Origin of the sequence: Pseudomonas rhizoryzae, assembly GCF_005250615.1 — a bacterium.
In the GTDB taxonomy this organism is placed as follows: Bacteria; Pseudomonadota; Gammaproteobacteria; order Pseudomonadales; family Pseudomonadaceae; genus Chryseomonas; species Chryseomonas rhizoryzae.
This window is the reverse complement of sequence record NZ_SULM01000002.1, coordinates 45238-69582: the sequence shown is the minus strand read 5'-3', so window position 1 is coordinate 69582 and position 24345 is coordinate 45238. Positions and strand designations below refer to the sequence as shown.

The following is a 24345-nucleotide window of genomic DNA, read 5'->3' as shown; positions in this document are numbered from 1 at the left end:
CGCGAACCGCGTCCGTCGCCGGTCACAGAAAGAGCGCGGGTCCGCTGCTGCTGCCTTCGGGAAACTTCACCCCCACCTTGCGCACGCGCTGGTTCTCGATGGCGGCCACGATCCACACCAGGCCGTTCCACTCCACCAGGTCGCCGACGATGGGTTCGCCACCGATCTCGTGGGTGATGAAGGTGCCGAGCCGCTGGTTGCCGTCCACGTTGCCCAGTTGCAGGCCGTACAGGGCCGCGACGGCGCTGAGTTCGGCATCGGCTTCCAGGACGAAGTCGCCGAAGAATCTCTGGGTCTGCTGGGGCGCCTGGCTGAACAGCCGGCCCAGGGCGGGCAGGTCGTGCTCATGGCCGACCACGCAGAGGATGTCGCCGGCTTCCAGGGTGGTACTGCCCGAGGGGTGCAGCAGGGTCTCGCCACGGAACAGCGCGGCGATACGGGTGCCCTCGGGCATCTTCAGTTCGCGTAGCGCCGCGCCGATGCACCATTTCTCGGCGCCCAGGCGATAGATGAACAGCTCCCACTCGCTGGTGGGGTGCACCTGCAGGCCGGCGCGAGAGAAGGGCGCCGGTTCCGGTGGCACGGTTACCTTCAGCAGCTTGGCCGCCAGTGGCAGGCTGGAGCCCTGCACCAGCAGGGAGACCAGTACGATGAAGAAGGCCACGTTGAAGAACAGCTGGGCCTGGGGCAAACCGGCCATCATCGGGAACACCGCGAGGATGATGGGGACGGCGCCGCGCAGGCCGACCCAGGCGATGAAGGCCTTCTCACGGTCGTGGAAGGCACGGAAGGGCAGAAGGCCAATGGCCACCGACAGCGGGCGGGCGACCAGGATCATCCATAGTGCCAGGCCCAGGGCCGGCAGGGCGATGGGCAGCAGGTTGTGCGGCTCCACCAGCAGGCCCAGCACCAGGAACATGCCGATCTGCGCCAGCCAGGCCATGCCGTCGAGCATGTGCAGCATGCTGTGTCGGCTGCGAATGGGCCGATTCCCCAGCAGCAGGCCGGCCAGGTAGACGGCGAGGATGCCGCTGCCGTGAGCGGCATTGGTCAGGGCGAAGATCAGCAGGCCGCCGCTGATGGCCAGCAGCGGGTAGAGGCCGTCGGCCAACTGGATACGGTTGATCAGTTGCAACAGCAGCCAGCCGCCGCCCAGGCCGATGACGCCGCCGATGGCGAATTCGCTGACGAAGTGACCGAGCAGGCTCCAGGTGAAGCCGGTCTGGCCGCTGGCGAGCATCTCGATGAGGGTGACGGTGAGGAACACCGCCATGGGGTCGTTGCTGCCGGATTCGATCTCCAGGCTGGCGGTGACCCGTTCGTTGAGGCCGCGACCGCCGAGCAGCGAGAACACCGCGGCGGCGTCGGTGGAGCCGACGATGGCACCGATCAGCAGGCCTTGCAGCAGGCTGAGATCGAACAGCCAGGCCGCGGCGAGGCCGGTCAGGCCGGTGGTGATCATCACCCCTACGGTGGCCAGCGACAGCGCCGGCCAGAGGGCTACGCGGAAACTCGATACCCGGGTGCGCATGCCGCCGTCGAGCAGGATCACCGCCAGCGCCAGGTTGCCCACCAGGTAGGCCATCGGATAGTTGTCGAAGGCGATGTGGCCGGGGCCGTCGACCCCGGCGAACATGCCGACCACCAGGAAGATCACCAGGATCGGGATGCCGATCCGCGAGGAAATCGAGCTGACCAGAATCGACAGGCCGATCAGCACCGCACCGATCAAGAACAAGCTGTTGATGGTGACGGCGTCCAAGCGCGACTCCTGGGGCAAAGGATTGAACAACCTAGGGATTTAACCCGTTGGGCGACCGGGGTGTCAAAGCGCAGCGCCGCTGGCGGCGGAGGAAGACGGTACACTGTAGGGCTGACGCTGGAGTATCCCATGAATTACCGACACGCCTTCCACGCCGGCAACCACGCCGATGTCTTCAAGCACGCCACCCTGCTGCGCCTGGCCGCCTTGCTGGCGCGCAAGGAGGCGCCCTTCGTCTATCTGGACAGCCATTCCGGGGTCGGTCGCTACGACCTGGCCGGTGACCAGGCCAGCCGTACCGACGAGTGGCGCGAGGGCATCGGGCGGCTCTGGGGGCTGGAAAAGGCACCCGCGGCCTTTGCGGGATACCGTGACGCGGTGGCGGCGCTCAATCCCGACGGCGCCCTGCGTTACTACCCTGGTTCGCCCGAACTGATGCGCCAGGCCCTGCGGCCCCAGGACCGGCTGCTGCTCAACGAGCTGCATCCCGAAGACGGTCGCTTGCTCAAGGAGAACATGGGGGGCGATCGTCGGGTGGCGGTGCACCAGAAGGACGGCTGGTTGTTGCCGCGTGCCTTGTTGCCGGTGCCCGAGCGGCGGGCCCTGCTGCTGATCGATCCGCCATTCGAGAAGGCCGACGAGCTGGAGCGTTGCGTCAAGGCAGTGCAGGAGGCCATCGGCCGCATGCGCCAGACGGTGATCGCCCTCTGGTATCCGATCAAGGATCGTCGCCAGCTCAAGCGCTTTTATGCGGGGCTGCAGGGTAGCGGGGCACCCAAGCTGTTGCAGGCGGAATTGCTGATCCGCGCGGCGGACGATCCCACCCGGCTCAACGGTTCCGGGTTGGCCCTCGTCAATCCGCCCTGGGGGCTGGAAGAAGAGCTGCGCGAGCTGCTGCCCTGGCTGGCCGCACACCTGGCCCAGGGCGAAGGTGGCTGGCAGTTGGATTGGTTGATTGCGGAATAGCCAGGTTCGGCGCTGTTGGGCTTCGCTACGCTCAACCCAACCTACGGGGAGCGGTTTGGCGTAGGTTGGGTTGAGGCGGCTCTATCGCCGAAGCCCAACAGGACGGAGTTGAGCCTCGGAGTGTTGGGCTTCGCTGTGCTCAGCCCAACCTACAGGAGCGGTTTGGCGTAGGTTGGGTTGAGGCGGCTCTATCGCCGAAGCCCAACAGGGAGCCGCTAGCGCGGCTCGGGATCAGACCGCCAGGCTGGGTGGCAGGCAGACGCCGGTGCCGGCCAGGCCGCAATAGCCGTTGGGATTCTTCGCCAGATACTGCTGGTGATAGGCCTCGGCATAGTAGAAGGGCGGTAGCGGGGCGATTTCGGTGGTGATTTCGCCATAACCCGCCGCGGCCAACTGCGCCTGGAAGGCGGCTTGGCTGGCTTCGAAGGCGTCGCGCTGGCGCTCGTCGGTGTAGTACAGCGCCGAGCGGTACTGGGTGCCGACATCGTTGCCCTGGCGCATGCCCTGGGTCGGGTCGTGGGCTTCCCAGAAGACCTTCAGCAGTGCCTCCAGCGAAGTCTGTGCCGGATCGAACACCACCAGCACCACCTCGGTATGGCCGGTCAGGCCCGAGCAGACCTCTTCGTAGGTCGGGTTAGGGGTGTGCCCGCCGGCATAACCCACAGCGGTGGTCCAGACGCCCGGCTGCTGCCAGAAGCGCCGTTCCACGCCCCAGAAACAACCCATGCCGACGACCAGGCTTTGCAGCCCGGTGGGGAAGGGTGCCTTGAGCGGATGGCCGTTGACGAAATGCGCCTCCGGCACCGCCAGGGGCGTTTCCCGGCCGGGGAGTGCCTGGTCGGCGGAGGGCAGGTGGGTCTTCTTGGTCAAGATTTCGGAACGCAGGACCATGGGTTACCTCGTTGGAAAGGCCTGGCGAAACACCCAGTGTACGCAAAATTGCCTAGGTAGGGTCGGTGCCACTCGGCGGGTCAGCGCGCCGGTAGATAACGCGCCAGTGCGGTATCGAGTTGCTCGGCCGGGATCGGCTTGTCGAACAGATAACCCTGGCCGATATCGCAGCGGTGATGACGCAGGAAGGCCAGCTGTTCGGTCGTTTCGATACCCTCGGCAACCACCTCCAGTCGCAGGTTGTGGGCCATGGCGATCACCGCGGAGGTGATTTCCATGTCGTCCTGGTTGTCCGGGATGTCCTTGATGAAACTCCTGTCGATCTTGATGATGTCGATGGGGAATTTTTTCAAGTAGCTGAGCGACGAATAGCCGGTGCCGAAGTCGTCCATCGCCAGGCTCATGCCCAGCCGCTTGAGGGCTTCCAGGGTTTCGCGAGTGGCGTCGGTGGCATCCAGCAGCAGGCTTTCGGTGAGTTCCAGTTCCAGGCGTCGGGGGGCGATGCCTTCTTCTTCGAGGATGGTGACGAAGGATTGCACCAGATCCGGATCGGTGAATTGCTTGGGCGACAGGTTGATGGCGATCTGCAGGTCGCCGAAGCCCGCGGCGTCCAACTGGTGCAACTGGCGGCAGACTTCGCGAATCACCCACTTGCCGATGGGGACGATGAGCCCGGTTTCTTCGGCGACGCTGATGAACTGGTCCGGCCGGATCATGCCCTTTTCCGGATGCTGCCAGCGAATCAGGGCCTCCAGACCAAGCAGCTTGGCGCGCTTGAGGCAGACCTTGGGCTGGTAGTGCATCAGCAGCTCGTTCTGCTCCAGGGCGCGGCGCAGGTTGTTCTGCATGAACAGCTTGTGGCTGACCTCGGCGATCAGCGCCTCGGTGAACACCTGGACCTGGTGGCCGCCATTGGCCTTGGCCCGGTGCAGGGCGAGACCGGCGTGCTTGATCAGGGTCTGTGGATCCGTCTCGTGCGGCCGCGCGGTGGTCAAGCCGATCGAGCAACTGATCAGGGTGGGGTGGCCTTCCACGTACAGCGGCGGATCGAGGGCGACCAGGGTATCGCGTGCCAGGGCAGCCGCGGCGACCGCGTCCATCCCTTCGAGCAGGACGGCGAATTCGTTGCTGGCGATACGGGCGATCAGTGCGCTCTTGCCCAGCGCCGTGCGCAGGCGACGGGCCAGTCCGACCAGTAGCTGGTCGCCGATGTGATGTCCGAGGCTGTCGTTGACCCGCTTGAAGTTGTCGACGTCCACCAGCAGCAGCGAGTGCTCGCGATTGGCGTTGGACTGTTCCAGGCGGGCTTCCAGGCGAGCGATGAAATGGTTGCGGTTGGCAAGGCCCGTGAGACTGTCGCGGAAGACCACCTCGTCGTTTTGTTGCTGGGCGAAGCGGGTCTTGCTGGTGTCCTGGAAGATCCCCAGGTAGCCCTGCAGCTCGCCATTGGGTTGCAGGATCTTGGACAGCGACAGCAAGCCCCAATAGCTTTCGCCATCGCGCCGGTAGCAGCGTAATTCGCCTTGCCAGCTGTCTTGGTGCGCAAGACGTTGCCAGGCTTCGTAGAGCAGCTCGCTCCAGTTTTCCAGCGCGGGTAGGGCTTCGATGAGGGTACCCTGGAGCCGGGTGCTGGGGTAGCCGGTAATCCGGGTGAAGCTGTCCGTGGCATGTTCCAGGCGGCCATCGGCGTCCAGCAGCAGGAAGGCATCGGTACTGGCTTCCATCACCCGGGTGAGTGGGTGGGCGCGTTCCGGCGGCCGCTCCTGATCGCGCACCAGCGTAGCCAGGCAGTCCGCCAGGCCGCGGGCGAAGCCGAGATCTCCGGCCTCCCAGGTGGTTGCCTGGGCACGGCGCAGGCACAGTAGGCCGGTGAGGGTGTCGTCATGGAGCAGGGCGACATCGAGGGCGGTACCGGCGGCCGTGTTCGGTGGCAGCAGTACCTGGCTGGCATCTTCGATCAAGCCCTGCTCGCGCAGGCGCCGTTGATGATCGCTGCACGGCGTCGTTATCCGCTCGTCACTGGTCAGACAGGTCAGGCCATTGTCGTCCAGGCGCCAGAGGCTCACCTGGTCGACGGCGAAGGCGGCAGTCCCATGGGTAACCAGGAGTTTCGCGAGCTCGCTGGCTGTGGGGCGTTTGCGCAACGCGCAGCGCGACAGTTCGAGCAGCAGCGTCTGCCGCGCCTGGGCGAGCATCAGACGCTGCTGAGTCAGGTCCTGGTTTTCCTGCAACAGGGTCAGGGTGGAGCGCAGGGCCAGGGTATGGACTTCCCATTCGCCGGCCAGCGTTTCGTTACCCATCACCCGCAATAGATAGCCGCGCAGCAGGGGACGCCCGTGGCGTTGCAGACTTTCCCCCACCTCGATGACCTGATAGGGGGCATCGGGCGAGTGAAACAGGTAACTGACCTGGTAGCTGCCGTGCTCGGCGAGCTGCAGCTGGATGTCCTCGTGCAGGCGATGCCGCACGCTGGGTTCCATCAGACTGGCGTAGGGGGCGTCGATCAGCGAGCACAACGCCTGCGCGGGGAGGCCGAGGCTGGTTTCGCAACGGGGGTCGAGGTAGAGCATCGCCCACGAGGCTTCATTCAGGCGCTCGAAGCGCAGCAAGCCCAATCGAGCAGGAGCGCTAAGAGCGCCTGCTTGATCGGCTACCGCAGCATCGGCAGCGTCGGAGTGAATACTCATGCGGGTGTTCGCGTCCCTGTGACGACGGATGGATACCCTAGGGTTATCGGAAAGGGGAGGTAAATCATTAATCCTTTTTCCTTTCCGCCGCTAGCGATGTCTGATGACCTCTAAGGGTGCCCGATGAGACCTGGCGCACACAAGTAGGGACCGAACGGCCATCCTACCGTTTCATTCGACCATAAGACAGAAACCCCGCTCACGCGGGGTTTCTTATTTTTGCCAGGAGACGGCAGTCGAGTCGACTGCCGTCTTCTTTTGGCTTACAGCAGCAGGCCGCGGATCTCCGCCAGCAGATCACCCAGACGCTTGGTGAAGCGCGCGGCGGCAGCCCCGTTGATCACGCGGTGATCGTAGGACAGCGACAGCGGCAGCATCAAGCGCGGCTGGAAGGCCTTGCCGTCCCAGACCGGCTGCATGCTGGCCTTGGACACGCCGAGGATCGCCACTTCCGGGGCATTGACGATCGGCGTGAAGCCGGTGCCGCCGATGTGACCCAGGCTGGAGATGGTGAAGCAGGCACCCTGCATGTCGTCGCCGCTGAGCTTCTTGGTCCGCGCCTTTTCCGCCAGTTGGGCGGCTTCGGCGGCGAGTTGCAGGAGGCTCTTCTGGTCGACGTTGCGGATGACCGGCACCAGCAGACCGTCCGGGGTGTCCACGGCGAAGCCAATGTGCACGTACTTCTTGCGGATCACCGCCTTGCCGCTGGGGGCCAGGGAGGCGTTGAAGTCCGGCAGTTCCTTGAGCACATGGGCGCAGGCCTTGAGCAGGAACGGCAGGATGGTCAGCTTGACGCCGGCCTTTTCCGCCACGGCTTTCTGGCCGACGCGGAAGGCTTCCAGATCGGTCACGTCGGACTGGTCGAACTGGGTGACGTGGGGCACGTTCAACCAGCTGCGATGCAGGTTGTTGGCACCGACCTGCATGAGGCGCGTCATCGGCACCTCTTCGATCTCGCCGAACTTGCTGAAGTCCACGGTGGGGATCGGCGGGATGCCGGCGCCACCGGTAGCACCTGCAGCCGCGGCCGGTGCCGCCTTGCTCTTCTGCAACTGATCCTTGACGTAGGTCTGGACGTCTTCCTTGAGGATGCGGCCCTTGGGACCGGTCGGGGTGACCTCGCCCAGGTCGACGCCGAATTCGCGAGCGACCATGCGCACCGCCGGGCCGGCATGGACCTTCTTGCCCTTGCCGGCGGCAGGCGCGCTGGCGGGAGCGGCGGCCTTGGCCGGAGCCGCGGCTTTCTGCGCGGGCGCCGGGGCGCTAGCAGCGTTGCCGGCAGCCGGCTTGGCCGCCTGCTTGGGCGCGGCACCGGCCACCTTCAGGGTCAGGATCAGATCGCCGGTCTTGGCCTGGTCGTTGACCTTGATGGCGACGCTTTCCACCACGCCCGCCTTGGGCGCCGGGATTTCCATGCTGGCCTTGTCGGACTCCAGCACGATCAGCGACTGCTCGGCCTTGACCTGGTCACCGGCCTTGACCAGCACCTCGATGACGTTGGCGCTGCCGGTGGAGCCGATGTCGGGGACCTTGATCTCCTCGACCGATTCACCGGCCGGCTCGGCGGCGGCTGCCTCGTGCAGCTCGGGCTCGGCGGCTTCCTTGGCGGGCTTGTCACCGGCCTTGGACTCCACGCTCTTGCTCGGCTTGGCATTGGCGGCGCCCTTGAGCACCAGGATCAGATCGCCGGTGCCCACTTCGTCGCCGACCTTGACGGAAACGCTCTCCACCACGCCCGCGGCGGGGGAGGGGATTTCCATGCTGGCCTTGTCGGATTCCAGGGTGATCAGCGTCTGCTCGGCGGCGATGGTGTCGCCGGGCTTGACCGCCACCTCGATGATGCTGGCCTTGCCGCTGGAGCCGATGTCCGGAACGTGAATTTCCTGGGACTCGCCTTCACCGGCGGACGCCGAGGCGTCCTCGTCGCCGGCCGGCGTCGGGGTTTCGCTTTCCTCGACCTGGGTCTGCTTGGACTCGGCCTTGGGTTCGGCGGCGGGTTCGCTACCGGCGGCAGCGTCCTCGCCTTCCAGGTCGATCAGCAGATCACCGGTCTTGAGGGTGTCGCCGACCTTGATGTGCAGGGCGGCGATCTTGCCGGCCTTGGGGGCCGGGATCTCCATGCTGGCCTTGTCGGACTCCAGCACCACCAGGCTCTGTTCGGCCTCGACGGTATCGCCGACCTTCACCAGCAGTTCGATGACTTCGCCGTCGCCACTGCCGATGTCGGGTACGCGGATGGTCTCGCTCACAATTGTTTCCTCTTATCCGTGTGCCGCATCAGCAATCCAGGGGATTGCGCTTCTCGGTGTCGATGCCGAACTTGGTGATGGCGTCGGCCACGACCTTGCGTTCGAGCTTGCCTTGGTTGGCCAGCGCCTGCAGAGCGGCGACGGCGACCCAGCGACGGTCGACCTCGAAGTGATCACGCAGCTTCTTGCGGCTGTCGCTGCGACCGAAGCCATCGGTACCCAGCACCTGGAATTCGGTGGGGACCCACTGGCGGATCTGGTCGGCGAACAGCTTCATGTAGTCGGTGGAGGCGATGACCGGACCCTGGCGCTCGCCCAGGCACTGCTCGACGTAGGTCAGGCGGCGCTCTTCCAGCGGGTGCAGGCGGTTCCAGCGATCCACGGCCAGGCCTTCACGGCGCAGTTCGTTGAAGCTGGTGACGCTCCAGATGTCGGCGCCGACGCCCATCTCGCGCAACAGGCTCGCGGCGGCGCGGACCTCGTTGAGGATGGTGCCCGAGCCCAGCAGCTGGACGCGGTGCTTGAAGTCGCCCTTTTCTTCTTCCAGCAGGTACATGCCCTTGATGATGCCTTCCTCGACACCCTCGGGCATGGCCGGCTGCTGGTAGTTCTCGTTCATCACGGTGATGTAGTAGAAGACGCTCTGCTGCAGTTCCATCATCTGATGGATGCCTTCGCGCATGATCACCGCCAGCTCGTAGGCATAGGTGGGATCGTAGCTGCGGCAGTTGGGGATGGTGCCGGCCAGAATGTGGCTGTGACCGTCCTCGTGCTGCAGGCCTTCACCGTTCAGGGTAGTCCGGCCGGAGGTGCCGCCGAGCAGGAAGCCGCGGGTCTGGGCATCGCCCGCCGCCCAGGCCAGGTCGCCGATCCGCTGGAAGCCGAACATCGAATAGAAGATGTAGACCGGCAGCATCGGCTGGTTGTAGTTGCTGTAGGCGGTACCGGCGGCGATGAAGGAGGACATGGCGCCCGCCTCGTTGAGGCCTTCCTGGAGGATCTGGCCGTCCTTCTCTTCGCGGTAGTACATCACCTGGTCGCGATCGACCGGCTCATAGAGCTGGCCGTGGGGCGAGTAGATGCCCAGCTGGCGGAACATGCCTTCCATGCCGAAGGTACGGGCCTCGTCGGCGAGGATGGGCACGATGCGCTTGCCCAGGTCCTTGTCCTTGACCAGTTGCGACAGGATGCGGCCGAAGGCCATGGTGGTGGAGATCTCGCGATCGCCGGAGCCGTCCAGCACCGCCTTCAGGGTATCCAGCGGCGGGGTGGGGATGCTGATGCTGCGGGCGCGACGCTGGGGCAGGTGACCGCCCAGGGCCTCGCGGCGGCTCATCAGGTACTTCATCTCGGCGCTGTCGTCGGCCGGACGATAGAAGGGCAGCTCGCTGAGCTGGGAGTCGTTCAGCGGGATATCGAAGCGGTCGCGGAATTTCTTCAGCGAGTCCACGTCGACCTTCTTGGTGTTGTGCGCGGTGTTCTTGGCTTCGCCCGCACCGGTGCCGTAGCCCTTGATGGTCTTGGCCAGGATGACGGTGGGCTGGCCCTTGTGGTTGACCGCCTGGTGGTAGGCCGCATAGACCTTGTAGGGGTCGTGGCCGCCACGGTTGAGCTTCCAGATCTCGTCGTCGGACAGGTCCTCGACCATCTTGAGCAGCTCGGGATTGGCGCCGAAGAAGTGCTTGCGCACGTAGGCACCGTCCTTGGCCTTGTAGTTCTGATATTCACCATCGACCACGGCGTCCATGCGCTGCTGCATGCGGCCTTCGGTGTCGCGGGCGAACAGCGGATCCCACATGCGGCCCCAGAGGACCTTGGTGACGTTCCAGTCGGCGCCGCGGAAGATGCCTTCCAGCTCCTGGACGATCTTGCCGTTGCCGCGTACCGGGCCGTCGAGGCGCTGCAGGTTGCAGTTGATGACGAAGATCAGGTTGTCGAGGTTCTCGCGGCCGGCCAGGGAAATGGCACCCAGGGTTTCCGGCTCGTCGCACTCGCCGTCGCCGATGAAGCACCAGACCTTCTGCTTGCCGGCGGGAATGTAGCCGCGGTTCTCCAGGTACTTCATGAAGCGGGCCTGGTAGATGGCGGTGATGGGGCCCAGACCCATGGAGACGGTCGGGAACTGCCAGAAGTCGGGCATCAGGTGCGGGTGCGGGTAGCTCGACAGGCCCTTGCCGTCCACTTCCTGGCGGAAGTTGTTCATCTGGTCTTCGGAGAGGCGGCCTTCCAGGAAGGCACGGGCATAGACGCCGGGGGAGGCATGGCCCTGATAGTAGATCAGGTCGCCGCCGTGCTCTTCGTTGGGCGCTTTCCAGAAATAGTTGAAGCCGATGTCATAGAGGGTGGCGCTGGAGGCGAAGGTGGAGATGTGGCCACCCAGATCCGGATCCTTGAGGTTGGCGCGCATGACCATCGCCAGGGCATTCCAGCGGACCAGCGAGCGGATACGGCGCTCCATGAACAGGTCGCCCGGCATATGGGCTTCCTTGGTCACTGGAATGGTGTTGCGATAGGGGGTGGTGATGGAGTAGGGCAGCTGGGTACCACTGCGGGTGGCCAGTTCGCCCATGCGGGTCATCAGATAATGAACGCGCTCCTCGCCTTCGTGGTCGAGGACGGACTCCAGGGCGTCCAGCCATTCCTGGGTTTCGACGGGATCGAGATCTTGCATGGCTTGCTCCAGGGCGGAAAGGCTTCCAGAATCGGTCGCCTCAGGGTCGCCGCCGGCCTCTTGGGGGCAGCGAAAATTCTTGGATTTATGACCGGACGGTTCCGATCGGCGTGTAGTTTTACTACAAATTCAATTCCGTTTCAGCTCCGAGCTGAAATGGATAAAAAACAATTCGACGTTTGTCGAACGCTCTACTCCAGGGCTCGCGAACTCCGAACCGCGGACAGGAAAACGGTTCCCGCTCGGACCGGGTGGTCCGTCGGAATGTCTCTGGAATCGGCGGCGTAGCAGGGGTGGTGAAGTTCGACTGTCTTTGCGCAGGGCTGCCCATGATACCGCCTCTTCGTCCCGATCTGCCTCCTACTCTCGTCGCCTGTGCCGACCTCGCCGAACGCCGCCTGGGCGAAGCGCTGGCCGGCGAGTCGACCGCCGCCGCTCGGCATGCGCAGTGGTCCGCGCCGTTGCGTGCGGAATGGCGGCGGGTGGCTGCGCTCAGTGATTTCGTCGTCGAGCAATTCTGTCGCCTGCCCGAGCCCTGCCTGGCACTGGTCGACAGCGGTGTCCTGCACCAGGCGCTGGCGCCGGGCGAGCTGGCGCAGCGGCTGCGCGAGGTGCTGGCGGACTGCCCGGACGAAGCCGAGTTGGGACGGCGCTTGCGGCGCTTCCGCATGCTGCAGCAGGTGCGCATCGTCTGGCGCGACCTGACTCGCCAGGCCGACCTGGTGGAAACCTGCCGCGACCTCAGCGACCTGGCCGATGCCTGCATCGACCAGGCCTGCGCCTGGCTGTACGCCCAGCAGTGCGCCCAGTTCGGCGTGCCGACCGGGAAATACAGTGGCGAGCCGCAGCAACTGGTGGTGCTGGGCATGGGCAAGCTGGGGGCGGGCGAACTCAATCTGTCGTCCGACATCGACCTGATCTTCGCCTATGGCGAGGCGGGCGAGACGCGCGGGGCGCGGCGCGAACAGGACAACCAGGAATTCTTCACCCGGCTCGGCCAGCGGCTGATCAAGGCGCTGGACGCCGTCACCGTGGACGGCTTCGTCTTCCGCGTCGACATGCGTCTGCGCCCCTATGGCAGCGCCGGTGCCCTGGTGCTGAGCTTCGCGGCCATGGAGCTCTATTACCAGGACCAGGGGCGCGACTGGGAGCGCTACGCCATGATCAAGGCGCGGGTGGTCGGTGGTGACCAGGCCGGCGGCGCCGAATTGCTGACCCTGTTGCGGCCCTTCGTCTATCGGCGCTACCTGGATTTCTCCGCCATCGAAGCCTTGCGCAGCATGAAGCAGCTGATCCGGCAGGAGGTACGGCGGCGCGGCATGACCGATAACGTCAAGCTGGGCGCGGGGGGTATCCGTGAGGTGGAGTTCATCGCCCAGGCCTATCAGCTGATCCATGGCGGGCGTGATCCGGTGCTGCAGCAGCGACCGCTGCTCAAGGTGCTGACCAGCTTGCGCGAGCGCGGCTATCTACCGGCGTCGGCCGAAGCTGAGTTGCGCGAAGGCTATGGTTTCCTGCGTTATGTCGAGCATGCCTTGCAGGCCATCGCCGATCAGCAGACCCAGACCCTGCCGGTGGACCCCCAGAACCGGGCGCGAGTGGCTTTCCTGATGGGCTACGCCGATTGGGACGAATTCTATGCGGCGCTCGACGGCTGGCGTACGCGCGTCGATTGGCACTTCCAGCAGACCATCGCCGATCCCGAGGAGGAAGCCCAGAGCGCGGAACTGGAAGATAGCTGGCTGCCGCTCTGGGAAGACCTGCTCGACCCCGAGGAAAGCCTGGCGCGTTTGCGCAAGGCCGGTTTCCAGGCACCGGAGCAGGCGCTGGAGTTGCTGGCGCAGTTGCGCGCCAGTGGCCAGGTGCGGGCCATGCAGCGCGCCGGTCGCGAACGGCTGGATGCCTTCATGCCGCGCCTGCTGGATGCGGTGAGCGTCGACGAGCAGCCCGACCGGGCGCTGGAGCGGGTTTTGCCGCTGGTGGAGGCGGTGGCGCGGCGCTCCGCCTATCTGGTCCTGCTCAGCGAGAATCCGCCAGCGTTGGCGCGGCTGTTGGAACTCTGCGGCGCCAGCGCCTGGGTAGCCGAGCAGATCGCCCGCTATCCGGCGCTGCTCGATGAGTTGCTCAACGAAGGCCGGCTCTACAATCCGCCGCAGAAGCCGGAGCTGGCCGCCGAGTTGCGCGAGCGGCTGATGCGCCTGCCCGAAGAAGACCTGGAGCAGCAGATGGACGTGCTGCGCCACTTCAAGCGCGCCCATAGCCTGCGGGTGGCGGCGGCGGAGATCGTCGGCAGCCTGCCCTTGATGAAGGTGAGCGACTACCTTACCTGGCTGGCCGAGGTGATCCTCGCCGAGGTGTTCGGCCTGGCCTGGCGCCAACTGGTGCAGCGCCACGGCACCCCCCAGCGCCGCGATGGCTCGCCCTGCCAGCCGGACTTCATCATCGTCGGCTACGGCAAGGTCGGTGGTATCGAACTGGGCCATGGCTCGGACCTCGACCTGGTGTTCATCCACGATGCCGATCCCCTGGCCGAGACCGATGGCGCCAAGCCCCTGGATGGCGCCCAGTTCTTCAATAGACTTGGCCAACGCATCATCCATCTGCTCACCACCACCACTCCGGTGGGTACTCTCTATGAGGTGGACATGCGCCTGCGGCCGTCCGGCGCGGCGGGGCTGCTGGTCAGCTCGTTGGAGGCCTTCGAGCGCTACCAGGGCAGCGAGGCCTGGACCTGGGAGCACCAGGCCCTGGTGCGGGCGCGGGTAGTGGCGGGTTGCCCGCGGCTGGGCGAGCGCTTCGACGCCGTGCGGGCGCGGATCCTGGGGCGGCAGCGGGAGCTGGCGACGCTGCGGGCCGAGGTGGCCAGCATGCGCGACAAGATGCTCGATAACCTCGGTACCGCGGTCACCGCCGGTGGCCTGGGGCCGAACGCGCGCCGGCCGGAGCTGCTGTTCGACCTCAAGCAGGATGCCGGCGGTATCGTCGATATCGAATTTATGGTCCAATACGCCGTTCTGGCCTGGTCGTGGCAGCACCCCGAATTGCTGCGTTTTCCCGACAATATCCGCATCCTGGAATCCCTCGAAGCGGTCGGTCTGTTACCGGCCACGGACGCCATCGCCCTGCGCGAAGCCTACAAGGTCTACCGCGCCGCGATGCACCGCCTGGTCTTGCAGAAACAGCCGGGCAAGGTGCCGGCCGATGGCTTTCTCGCCGAGCGCGACGAAGTGCGCCGCATCTGGCACGGCCTGGGGTTGGACGCACCGTCTGGCAATCCGGCTACTCTTTAGAGCCTGTTCAAAGTCTCGCGAGCTAGAGACAGACAAGGCGAAAAGGGCTGAGGAAGCGGAGTTTACGAGTGGTAAATGAGCATTCCGAAGCCCTTTTCAACGCAGTTTGGCCGACGCGCAGCAGCCTTTGAACAGGCTCTTAGGCCGCTATTAGTAAGGAGAGTCAAGATGTCGATGTCCGAGCGGGACCTTTCGATCAGGCAGGGCCTGATGTGGCTGGAGTCGGTCACCCGCTAGGTGCCGACCGCCTGCCAACATGAATATTCTGATCATCGGACCCAGTTGGGTCGGCGACATGGTGATGGCGCAGACCCTCTTCGTCTGCCTCAAGCGCCAGCACCCCGACTGCCAGATCGACGTCCTCGCGCCCGAGTGGAGTCGCCCGTTGCTCGAGCGCATGCCCGAGGTGCGCGAGGCCTTGAGCTTTCCGCTCGGCCATGGCGCCTTCGAGCTGGCCACGCGCCGGCGTATCGGCCAGCAGCTGCGCGGCCGCTATGACCAGGCGATCCTGCTGCCCAATTCGCTGAAGTCGGCGCTGGTGCCTTATTTCGCCGGTATCCCCAAGCGCACCGGTTGGCGCGGCGAAATGAGATTCGGGCTGCTCAACGACATCCGCACCCTGGACAAGGCCCGTTATCCGTTGATGATCGAGCGCTTCATGGCGCTGGCCTATGCCCCGGGTACCGCCTTGCCCAAACCCTATCCCGAGCCGCGACTGGCCATCGATCCGGCCAGCCGCGACGCCGCCCTGGAGCGCTTCGGTCTGAGCCTGGACCGGCCGGTGCTGGCGCTCTGCCCGGGCGCCGAATTCGGCGAGGCCAAGCGCTGGCCAGCCGAACACTACGCCGCCGTGGCCGATGCCCGGCTGCGCCAGGGCTGGCAGGTGTGGCTGTTCGGCTCGCAAAAGGACGCTCCCGGTGGCGAGGAGATCCGCGAGTGGGTCACCCCTGGCCTGGAAGACGATGTCTATAACCTCGCCGGGCGCACCTCCCTGGCCGAGGCCATCGATCTGCTGTCCTGCGCCAGCGCGGTGGTCAGCAACGACTCGGGCCTGATGCACGTGGCCGCCGCCCTGGACCGCCCGCTGGTAGCGGTCTACGGCTCCACCTCGCCGGACTTCACGCCGCCACTGGCCAGCCAGGTGGAGGTGGTGCGCCTGGGCCTGGAGTGCAGTCCCTGCTTCGACCGCACCTGCCGCTTCGGCCATTACGATTGCCTGCGCCTGCTGCAGCCGAGTCAGGTGCAGGACGCCCTCGGCCGCTTGGTCGCCGATCCGGTCGAGGTGGGCTAGATGCGCGTGCTGCTGATCAAGACCTCGTCCCTGGGCGATGTCATCCATACCCTGCCGGCGCTGACCGATGCGGCCCGGGCCATCCCCGGCATCTGTTTCGACTGGGTGGTGGAGGAGGGCTTCGCCGAGATTCCCGCCTGGCACCCGGCGGTGGGCCAGGTGATCCCGGTGGCCCTGCGCCGCTGGCGCAAGCAACCCTTTTCCGCCTGGGCCAGCGGCGAGTGGGGCGAATTCAAGAACCGGGTGCGCGAGCAGGCCTACGACCGGGTGATCGATGCCCAGGGTCTGCTCAAGAGTGCCTGGCTGACCCGCTATGTGGATGCGCCGGTGGCCGGTCTCGACCGCCATTCGGCGCGCGAGCCGCTGGCCAGTCGTTTCTATGACGAGCGCTATCACGTGGCTAAGGGGCAGCATGCCCTGGAGCGGTTGCGTCAACTGTTCGCCCAGGCGCTGGACTACCCGTTGCCGACCGCGGTGGGTGACTATGGTCTGGACCGGCACCGCCTGGCCGGACCCAACGAGACGCCCTATGTGGTCTTCCTGCACGGCACTACCTGGGTCAGCAAGCATTGGCCCGAGGCGCATTGGCGCGAACTGGCCGAGCGCATGAGCCAGTTGGATTGGCCGGTACGGCTGCTGTGGGGCAACGAAGCGGAGCACGCCCGTGCCGAACGCATCGCCGATGGCCTGGATGGCGTCCAGGTGCTGCCGCGGTTGAATCTGGCTGGAGTGGCCAAGGTGCTGGCCGGTGCCCGCGCCTGCGTGGCGGTGGACACCGGCCTCGGTCATCTGGCCGCCGCGCTGGATGTCCCCACCGTGTCCCTCTACGGTCCGACCAGTCCGAAGAAGGTCGGCGCCTATGGCCGCTCCCAGGTGCACCTGAGCGCCGTGGGCCTGGATGGCACCGACGAGCCGCGCGACCAGCCGGCCGCGAGCCTCGCCGCCCTGACCCCGGAGCGGGTCGAACTGGAATTGGAAACCCTGCTGTTGGAAGACCTCCCCGCATGACCCTGGCTTTCGTGCTCTACAAGTACTTTCCCTTTGGCGGCCTGCAGCGGGACTTCCTGCGCATCGCCCAGGAATGCCAGCGCCGCGGCCACGCCATCCGCGTCTACACCCTGATCTGGGAAGGTCCGGTACCCGAGGGCTTCGATGTGCGGGTGGCCAGGGTCAGCGCCCTGTTCAATCACCGACGCAACGAGAAATTCCACGCCTGGCTGCAGGCCGATCTGGCCCGCGATCCGGTGGATAGGGTCATCGGCTTCAACAAGATGCCGGGGCTGGACGTCTACTACGCCGCCGATCCCTGCTTCGAGGACAAGGCCCAGACCCTGCGCAATCCGCTGTATCGCCAGTGGGGGCGCTATCGCCATTTCGCCGAATACGAGCGGGCGGTGTTCGCCCCTGAGTCGCGCACCGAGATCCTGATGATCTCCGAGGTGCAGCAGCCGCTGTTCGTCAAGCACTACGGCACGCCCGCGCCGCGTTTCCATCTCTTGCCGCCGGGCATCGCCGCCGATCGTCGGGCGCCGGCCAATGCCGCCGAGATTCGCGCCGACTTCCGCCGCGAATTCGGCCTGGAAGAAGGCGAGCTGCTGCTGGTACAGATCGGCTCCGGCTTCAAGACCAAGGGGCTGGATCGCAGCCTACGGGCACTGGCATCCCTGCCCAAGGAATTGCGCCGGCGCACCCGGCTGTTCGCCATCGGCCAGGACGATCCCAAGCCCTTCATCCTCCAGGCCAAGGCGCTGGGGGTAGGCGACCGGGTGCAGATCCTCAAGGGGCGTAGCGACATCCCGCGCTTCCTGCTCGGCGCCGACCTGCTGATCCACCCAGCCTATAACGAGAACACCGGCACCGTGCTCTTGGAGGCGCTGGTCGCCGGGCTGCCGGTACTGGTTACCGACGTCTGCGGCTATGCCCACTACATCGACGAGGCCCGCGCCGGCGAAGTGGTGCCGTCGCCCTTCGCCCAGGAGACCCTGGATCGGATGCTCGCCGAGCTGTTGACCGATCCCGAGCGCCGCGCGGTGCAGGGGCGCAACGGCCTGGCCTTCGCCGACAGCGCCGATCTCTATTCGCTGCCCGAGCGCGCCGCCGACGTCATCCTGGGGGTGGCATGACCCTGGAATTGCGCGAACCCTTCGCCAGTCTCTGGGCCGGCCAGGACCCCTTCGTCGCCGTGGAGGCCTTGCAGGGCCAGGTGTTCCGCGAGCTGGACGGACGCCGGACCCTGCGCACCGAGGTGGCCGGGCGCGGCTATTTCGTCAAGATCCACCGTGGCATCGGCTGGGGCGAGATCGCCAAGAACCTGCTGCAATTCAAGCAACCGGTGCTGGGTGCGCGCCAGGAGTGGCAGGCCATCGCGCGCCTGCACCAGGTAGGCGTGCCGACCATGACCGCCGTGGCCTTCGGCGAGCGCGGTGCCAATCCGGCGGCCCAGCATTCCTTCATCATCACCGAGGAACTGGCGCCCACCGTCAGCCTCGAGGATTTCAGCCTCGACTGGAGTCGCCAGCCGCCGGAGCCGGCGCTCAAGCGCGCCTTGATCGCCGAGGTGGCGCGCATGACCGGTACCATGCACCGCGCTGGCGTCAACCATCGCGACTGCTATATCTGCCACTTCCTGCTCGACACCGCCCAGCCGGTCACGGTGGCCAACCTGCGGCTGTGGTTGATCGACCTGCACCGCGCCCAGTGCCGGACGCAGATACCCCGGCGCTGGCGCGACAAGGACCTGGCCGGACTGTATTTCTCCGCTCTGGGCATCGGCCTGACGCGGCGGGACTTCCTGCGTTTCCTGCGCGTTTATTTCCAGCGTCCGCTGCGCGAGATCCTACGCGACGAGGCCCCGCTGCTGGCGCGTCTCGAACGCAAGGCCGCCGCGCTGCTGGAGCGCAAGGAGCGCTACGGGGATCGGCTCTGATGGCTGACTGGCGCCTCGACTCCAGCGTCGCCCACCTGCCCGAGTTCGCCACCTTGGAGGCGGTGTTCGCCCTCACCGGCGAGCGCCTGACCAGCGATCCGCTGTCGGAAGTGATCCGCGTCGAGCGCGACGGCATCCGCTACTACGTCAAGCGCTACCACGGTGCCGGCAAGGGGCTGCGGCGTTATGTGGGGCGGCCGCGGGTCAAGGCCGAGTGGCAGAATCTCAAGCGCTTCGCCAAGTGGGGCATAGCCACCGCGCCGGTGGTGGCCTGGGGGATGGAGCGCTCGCCACGTGGCTTCAGCCGGGGCGCCATGATCACCCGGGAGATTCCCGACACCCTGGATCTCGCCGAGCTGGCGCGGCGCGGCGACCCGCGGCTGCGCGACCGGCGCTGGGTGGACAACGTCAGTCGCCAGCTGGCCGCGGCGACCCGTACCCTGCACGACCACCATTTCGTCCACAACGATCTCAAGTGGCGCAACCTGCTGGTGGATGGCCAGGGCGTGCTCTATTTCATCGATTGCCCGGGCGGCGCCTTCTGGGTCGGCCACTGGCTGCGCTGGCGCATCGTCAAGGACCTGGCCTGCCTGGACAAGGTGGCCAAGTACCAGCTCTCGCGCACCCAGCGTCTCAGGTTCTATCTGCAATACCGCGGTCGCCCGCGGCTCAGCGACAATGACAAGGGGCGCATCCGCGAGGTGCTGGACTACTTCAAGGGGCGGGAATGAACGATTGGTGGGCAGTCGCGGACAGGGCCGTATTGGCCAGCCAGGGCCTGGATGACTTCGAGGCGCTGTGGGCGCTGGAGCTGACCGCGGTGGACGAACCCAACCAGGGCCGCGGTGGCTTCAGCCAGGTGTTTCGCTTGGATCTGGCCGGTCAGGGCTACTACCTCAAGCGCCAGCGCGACTACTTGACCCGTACCCTGGCCCGGCCCCTGGGCGAGCCGACCTTCGCCCGCGAAAGTCGTAATATCCGCCGCTATGCAGAGCTGGGTATCCCGGCGCTGGAGCTGGCTTTTTATGGCGAGCGCCGTGACGACCAGGGCTGGCGCGCCATTTTGCTCACCCGCGCCCTGGATGATTGGCGCGATCTCGACAGCTGGTTGCGCGTTTGGTCGCACCTGTCGCCAGACGAACGTGAGGCGGTGCTGGTCGCCGTCGGTAAACTGGCCAGGCAGCTGCACGACGCCGGCCAGGTGCACGGCTGCTTCTATCCCAAGCACCTCTTCCTGCAGCGCCAGGGCGAAGGCCTGGTCGCGCGGCTGATCGATCTGGAAAAGACCCGGCCGTTGCTGTTCGGCCGGCGTGATCGCCTGCGCGATCTCGAACCCCTGCTGCGCCGCGCGCCGCAGTGGAGCGAACAGGATGTCGCCCGGTTACTGGCCAGCTATCTGCAACAACCCCTGGATAGCGCCGCGGTACGTGACTGGAGTCTGCGGCTGGCCGGACGGCGCCGACACAAGGAGCGCAAGGCATGACCCTGGAACAACTCGCCAAGGCCGGCCGCGCCCCGGCGCTGCCGCTCAAGATCGAACTACCCGGCGGCGAGCTGGAGCTGTGCTCGTTGCTGCGGGTGTTGCCCGGTCAGCGCTATGTCGGCGAAGCGCTCTGGCAGGGCCGCCGGATATTGGCCAAGTTGCTGGTGGGCGACCGCGCCGCCAGGCAATTCGCCCGCGAGCGCGAGGGCTGTCGTCTGCTGGCGGCAGCCGCGGCGCCCACGCCCGCGTTGTTGGAGAGTGGCGAGGCGAGCGGGCAGGGCGCCTGGCTACTGTTCGACTTCATCGAGGCGGCGCCCAGCGTCGACCAGCTCTGGCAGGACATCGCCGCACAGCCACCGCTGTCGCCGGCGCAGAACGAGCTGCTCGGCGCGGCGCTGGCTACCCTGGCGCGGCTACATGCCCAGGGCCTCTGGCAGGCCGATCTGCACCTGGACAATCTGCTGGTCAAGGACGGTAACGTCCTGGTGATCGATGCCGCGGACATCCAGGCCGAGACGGTCGGCCAGCCACTGTCCCAGTCGCGAGTGCAGGAGAACCTGGCCGTGTTCTTCGCCCAGTTGCCGGCCACCCTGGACGAGCACCTGGAAGAGCTGCTGATCCACTACCTACTGGTCAATGCCGAGCACGCGCTGCGCCTCGATGCGTTGCTGGCCCGTACCGCCGAGATCCGCCGCTGGCGGCTGGCGGATTACCTGAAGAAGAGCGGCCGGGAGTGCACCCTGTTCGCCGTCACCCGTAGCGCCTTCGGCCTGATCGCCATCCGCCGCCGCTGGCTGGCTATCCTGGAAGGCCTGATCGCCGAACCGGACGCCGCCCTGGCCGGATTGCCGACCTTCAAGGACGGCGGCGCCGCCACCGTGGCCAGGCTGCAGTGGCAAGGCCAGGACCTGGTGCTCAAGAGATACAACATCAAGGGCTTCGGCCACTGGCTGACGCGCTTCTGGCGGCCGAGCCGGGCCTGGCACAGCTGGCGCGAGGGGCATCGGCTGCTATTCCTCGGCATCCCCACGCCCGAACCCCTGGCCGTGCGCGAGCGACGTTTTCTCGGCCTGCGCGGCCGTGCCTATCTGGTGACGCCTTACCTCGCGGGTCCCAATCTGCTGGAGCGCTTCGCGCCCTATGTCGATTCCGCCCCGCCCGCGGCCGAACTGGACGCCCTGCTGGGCCTGGTCGACGCCCTGCGTCGTGAGCGACTCGGGCATGGCGACTTCAAGGGGACCAATCTGATCTGGCACGACGACCGTTGGCAGGTGATCGACCTCGATGCCCTGCAGGCGCATACCAGCGACCAGGCCTATGCCCGCGCCTACGCCCGTGATCGCGCCCGGCTGCTGCGTAACTGGCCGGTTGGTAGCGCCCTGTATCAGTTGCTCGATAGCCGTCTACCACCGGCCTGAGCGCCGGTCGTTCGATAACCGACCCGTTTCGCTCGGAAATGTACTGGTTGGTTAATTAGCTGGCTACCTTTGTGGCAGAATGCCGCAGCCTGAGGGGCCCCCGCCAGGGCGGTTGGTCTGCGCGATACGCCCGGCACCTATAACGAGATCCAAGAACGGACCCGCCAGTGGCGGGCTTCTGGCGTGCATGATTTTTTAAGGAGACGACGATGAGTGGTAACGGGGGCGCCTCAGGCGCCTGCAAATTCCTGGTATCTGCCCTGGGCGTGTTGATCGCCCTCCTGGGCCTGGCCCTGGGCGGCGGCGGGATCTACCTCGCCACCCTTGGTGGCAGTCTGTATTTCGTCCTGGGTGGCCTGCTGCTGCTGATCGCCGGTGGCCTGATCGCCGCCCGCCGGCCGGCCGGGGCCTGGCTCTACGGCCTGTTCCTGTTGGCGACCCTGGTCTGGGCGCTGGCCGATGTCGGCCTGGTGTTCTGGCCGCTGGTCTCGCGGTTGATGATGTTCGCCGTGATCGGCGCAGTGGTGGCCCTGGCCTATCCGGCGCTGGTACGCGCCCGTGGCGGCGTCGCCGGCAAGGGTGGCTACCTGCTGGCCGGTCTGCTGGCGGTGGCCTGTGCGGCGAGTTTCGCCTGGATGTTCAAGCCCCAGCCGCTGGTGGCCGCTACCACCACCCCCACCGTGACCCCGGTCACCCCCGAAACCGCCCAGAAAGACTGGCGTAGTTGGGGCAATACCACCGCCGGGACCCGTTTCGCCGCCCTGGACCAGATCACCAAGGCCAACGTCGGCCAGCTCCAGGTGGCCTGGACCTTCCGCACCGGCGACGTGCCCCAGAGCAACGGCTTCGGCGCCGAAGACCAGGAAACCCCGCTGCAGGTCGGTAACACCCTCTACCTGTGCAGTCCGCACAACCTGGTGTTCGCCGTGGACGCCGATACCGGCGCCAAGCGCTGGTCCTTCGATCCCAAGGCCACCGCACCCAACTGGCAGCGGTGCCGCGGCGTAGCCTATTACGAGGATGCGCCCGCGGCCCAGGCCAGCGCTGTCGCCACTACCTCCCCGGCCCAGCCGGCGGCGGTCTGCCAGCGGCGCATCATCACCACCACCATCGACGCCCGCCTGTTCGCCCTGGATGCCGACACCGGCAAGCCCTGCGCCGATTTCGGCGACAATGGCATGGTCGACCTCAAGGCCGGCATGGGCGAGGTCAAGCCTGGCTTCTATACCCTGACCGCCGCACCCCTGGTGGCGGGTGACCTGATCGTGGTCGGCGGTCGCGTGGCCGACAACATCGCGGTCAACGAGCCGAGCGGCGTCATCCGCGCCTACGATGTCCACACCGGCAAGCGCGTCTGGTTCTGGGACCTGGGCGAGGCGTCGCCGTCGACGCCGCTGCAGCCGGGCAACGAGTACCATCGCGCCACGCCCAACGTCTGGACTTCGATGGCCTACGACCCCAAGCTGGGGCTGATCTACCTGCCGACGGGCAATACCACCCCTGATGCCTGGGGCGGCGAGCGTACCCCGGATGACGACAAGTACAACTCCGCGGTAGTCGCCCTGGATGCCAAGACCGGCCAGGAGCGCTGGGTTTACCAGACCGTGCACCATGACCTCTGGGACTACGACCTGCCGTCGCAGCCGACCCTGGTGGACGTGCCGGACGGGCAGGGCGGTACCCTGCCGGGGCTGATCCAGACCACCAAGGCCGGCCAGATCTTCCTGCTCAACCGGGAGACCGGCAAGCCCATCGCCGAGGTCCGCGATCAGCCGGTCAAGGCGCCGACTCCCGCCGTGGACGGCGAGCGCCATGCCGCGACCCAGCCGGTATCCGTCGGCATGCCGTCGATCGGTACCGAGACCCTGACCGAGTCCTCCATGTGGGGTGCCACGCCCTTCGACCAGTTGGTCTGCCGTATCCAGTTCAAGAAGATGCGCTACGACGGCCTGTTCACCGCGCCGTCCACCGATGTTTCCCTGCAATGGCCCGGTTCGCTGGGAGGCATGAACTGGGGCAGCAACTCCATCGATCCCACCACCGGTTACCTGTTCGTCAACGACATGCGCCTGGGCCTGTGGACGCGGCTGATCCCGCGCGCCCAGATGGAGAACGACAAGGCCGGCGGCGTCGAGATGGGCGCGGCCTCCCAGACCGGTACCCCCTACGGCTCGCTGCGTAACCGCTTCCTCTCGCCGCTGGGCATTCCCTGCCAGGCGCCGCCCTACGGCACCCTGACCGCCATCGACCTCAAGACCCGCAAGGTCGCCTGGCAGGTGCCTGTGGGTACCGTGCAGGACACCGGGCCGCTGGGCATCAAGATGCACCTGCCGATTCCCATCGGCATGCCCACCCTGGGTGGTTCCCTGGCTACCCAGTCCGGGCTGCTGTTCTTCGCCGGCACCCAGGACTACTACCTGCGCGCCTACGACAGCGGCACCGGCCGCGAGGTCTGGCGCGCACGTCTGCCGGTGGGCAGCCAGGGCACGCCCATCACCTACGTCTCGCCCAAGACCGGCAAGCAGTACGTGGTCATCAGCGCTGGTGGCGCCCGCCAGTCGCCGGATCGGGGCGACTACGTGATCGCCTACGCCCTGCCCGACAAGCGCTGATTTCCAGGCGCTAACCCCGCGAAGCCCGCCGGAGCGATCCGGCGGGCTTCGTCGTTTTCGGCCCGGTGCGGGCAGCGGTTTGGCCACAATGTGCCGTGG

The 24345-nt window shown here is 66.4% G+C and carries 15 protein-coding genes; 10 read left to right on the top strand and 5 right to left on the bottom strand.

Going from position 1 to position 24345, the window contains the following annotated elements:
* Positions 1-22 precede the first annotated feature (22 nt).
* Positions 23-1762, bottom strand: a complete 1740-nt coding sequence (locus FAZ11_RS02760; protein WP_058773355.1) for a potassium/proton antiporter — start codon at positions 1760-1762, stop codon at positions 23-25.
* A 129-nt stretch (positions 1763-1891) separates the two neighbouring features.
* Here FAZ11_RS02760 and FAZ11_RS02755 point away from each other — a divergent pair, with 129 nt between their 5' ends.
* On the top strand, positions 1892-2728 hold the full coding sequence (locus tag FAZ11_RS02755; RefSeq protein ID WP_058773356.1) for a 23S rRNA (adenine(2030)-N(6))-methyltransferase RlmJ: 837 nt from the start codon (positions 1892-1894) through the stop codon (positions 2726-2728).
* A 231-nt stretch (positions 2729-2959) separates the two neighbouring features.
* Here the strand turns inward: FAZ11_RS02755 and msrA are convergent, their stop codons facing one another.
* The 4 genes from msrA to aceE all read right to left on the bottom strand — a co-directional run bounded on the left by msrA (position 2960) and on the right by aceE (position 11226).
* Entirely contained in the window at positions 2960-3619 is a 660-nt protein-coding gene (gene msrA, locus FAZ11_RS02750; RefSeq protein ID WP_058768263.1) for a peptide-methionine (S)-S-oxide reductase MsrA, read from the bottom strand.
* 80 nt (positions 3620-3699) lie between these two features.
* Positions 3700-6306: a putative bifunctional diguanylate cyclase/phosphodiesterase gene (locus FAZ11_RS02745; protein WP_058768264.1), complete on the bottom strand. Its 2607-nt coding sequence runs from the start codon at positions 6304-6306 to the stop codon at positions 3700-3702.
* A 263-nt stretch (positions 6307-6569) separates the two neighbouring features.
* Positions 6570-8555 carry a dihydrolipoyllysine-residue acetyltransferase gene (gene aceF / locus FAZ11_RS02740; protein ID WP_058778877.1) on the bottom strand — a complete coding sequence of 662 codons (1986 nt, stop codon included), beginning with the start codon at positions 8553-8555 and terminating at the stop codon, positions 6570-6572.
* Positions 8556-8583: 28 nt separating this feature from the next.
* On the bottom strand, positions 8584-11226 hold the full coding sequence (gene aceE / locus FAZ11_RS02735) for a pyruvate dehydrogenase (acetyl-transferring), homodimeric type (RefSeq protein WP_058763513.1): 2643 nt from the start codon (positions 11224-11226) through the stop codon (positions 8584-8586).
* A gap of 329 nt (positions 11227-11555) precedes the next feature.
* Between aceE and glnE the strand changes: the two genes are divergently transcribed.
* From glnE to FAZ11_RS02690, 9 genes are all read left to right on the top strand, one after another.
* A complete protein-coding gene (glnE, locus tag FAZ11_RS02730) occupies positions 11556-14516 on the top strand; it encodes a bifunctional [glutamate--ammonia ligase]-adenylyl-L-tyrosine phosphorylase/[glutamate--ammonia-ligase] adenylyltransferase (RefSeq protein ID WP_058773358.1) in 2961 nt (986 codons plus the stop codon).
* Positions 14517-14772: 256 nt separating this feature from the next.
* A complete protein-coding gene (gene waaF / locus FAZ11_RS02725; protein ID WP_058763517.1) occupies positions 14773-15807 on the top strand; it encodes a lipopolysaccharide heptosyltransferase II in 1035 nt (344 codons plus the stop codon).
* Complete coding sequence (gene waaC, locus FAZ11_RS02720; protein WP_058773359.1) at positions 15808-16815, top strand: lipopolysaccharide heptosyltransferase I; 1008 nt, start codon at positions 15808-15810, stop codon at positions 16813-16815.
* Positions 16812-17930: a glycosyltransferase family 4 protein gene (locus FAZ11_RS02715; RefSeq protein ID WP_058773360.1), complete on the top strand. Its 1119-nt coding sequence runs from the start codon at positions 16812-16814 to the stop codon at positions 17928-17930. The genes waaC and FAZ11_RS02715 overlap by 4 nt, the downstream gene beginning before the upstream one ends.
* Entirely contained in the window at positions 17927-18733 is an 807-nt protein-coding gene (gene rfaP, locus FAZ11_RS02710; protein ID WP_058773361.1) for a lipopolysaccharide core heptose(I) kinase RfaP, read from the top strand. Before FAZ11_RS02715 ends, rfaP begins: the two co-directional genes overlap by 4 nt.
* Complete coding sequence (locus FAZ11_RS02705) at positions 18733-19464, top strand: lipopolysaccharide kinase InaA family protein (RefSeq protein WP_058773362.1); 732 nt, start codon at positions 18733-18735, stop codon at positions 19462-19464. The genes rfaP and FAZ11_RS02705 overlap by 1 nt, the downstream gene beginning before the upstream one ends.
* Positions 19461-20216 (top strand): lipopolysaccharide kinase InaA family protein, encoded by a 756-nt coding sequence (locus FAZ11_RS02700; RefSeq protein ID WP_058773363.1) that lies wholly within the window; start codon positions 19461-19463, stop codon positions 20214-20216. Before FAZ11_RS02705 ends, FAZ11_RS02700 begins: the two co-directional genes overlap by 4 nt.
* Positions 20213-21634 (top strand): lipopolysaccharide kinase InaA family protein, encoded by a 1422-nt coding sequence (locus FAZ11_RS02695; RefSeq protein WP_058773364.1) that lies wholly within the window; start codon positions 20213-20215, stop codon positions 21632-21634. The genes FAZ11_RS02700 and FAZ11_RS02695 overlap by 4 nt, the downstream gene beginning before the upstream one ends.
* Before the next feature lie 209 nt (positions 21635-21843).
* Positions 21844-24246: a membrane-bound PQQ-dependent dehydrogenase, glucose/quinate/shikimate family gene (locus FAZ11_RS02690; RefSeq protein ID WP_058782740.1), complete on the top strand. Its 2403-nt coding sequence runs from the start codon at positions 21844-21846 to the stop codon at positions 24244-24246.
* The last annotated feature ends 99 nt before the right edge of the window (positions 24247-24345 follow it).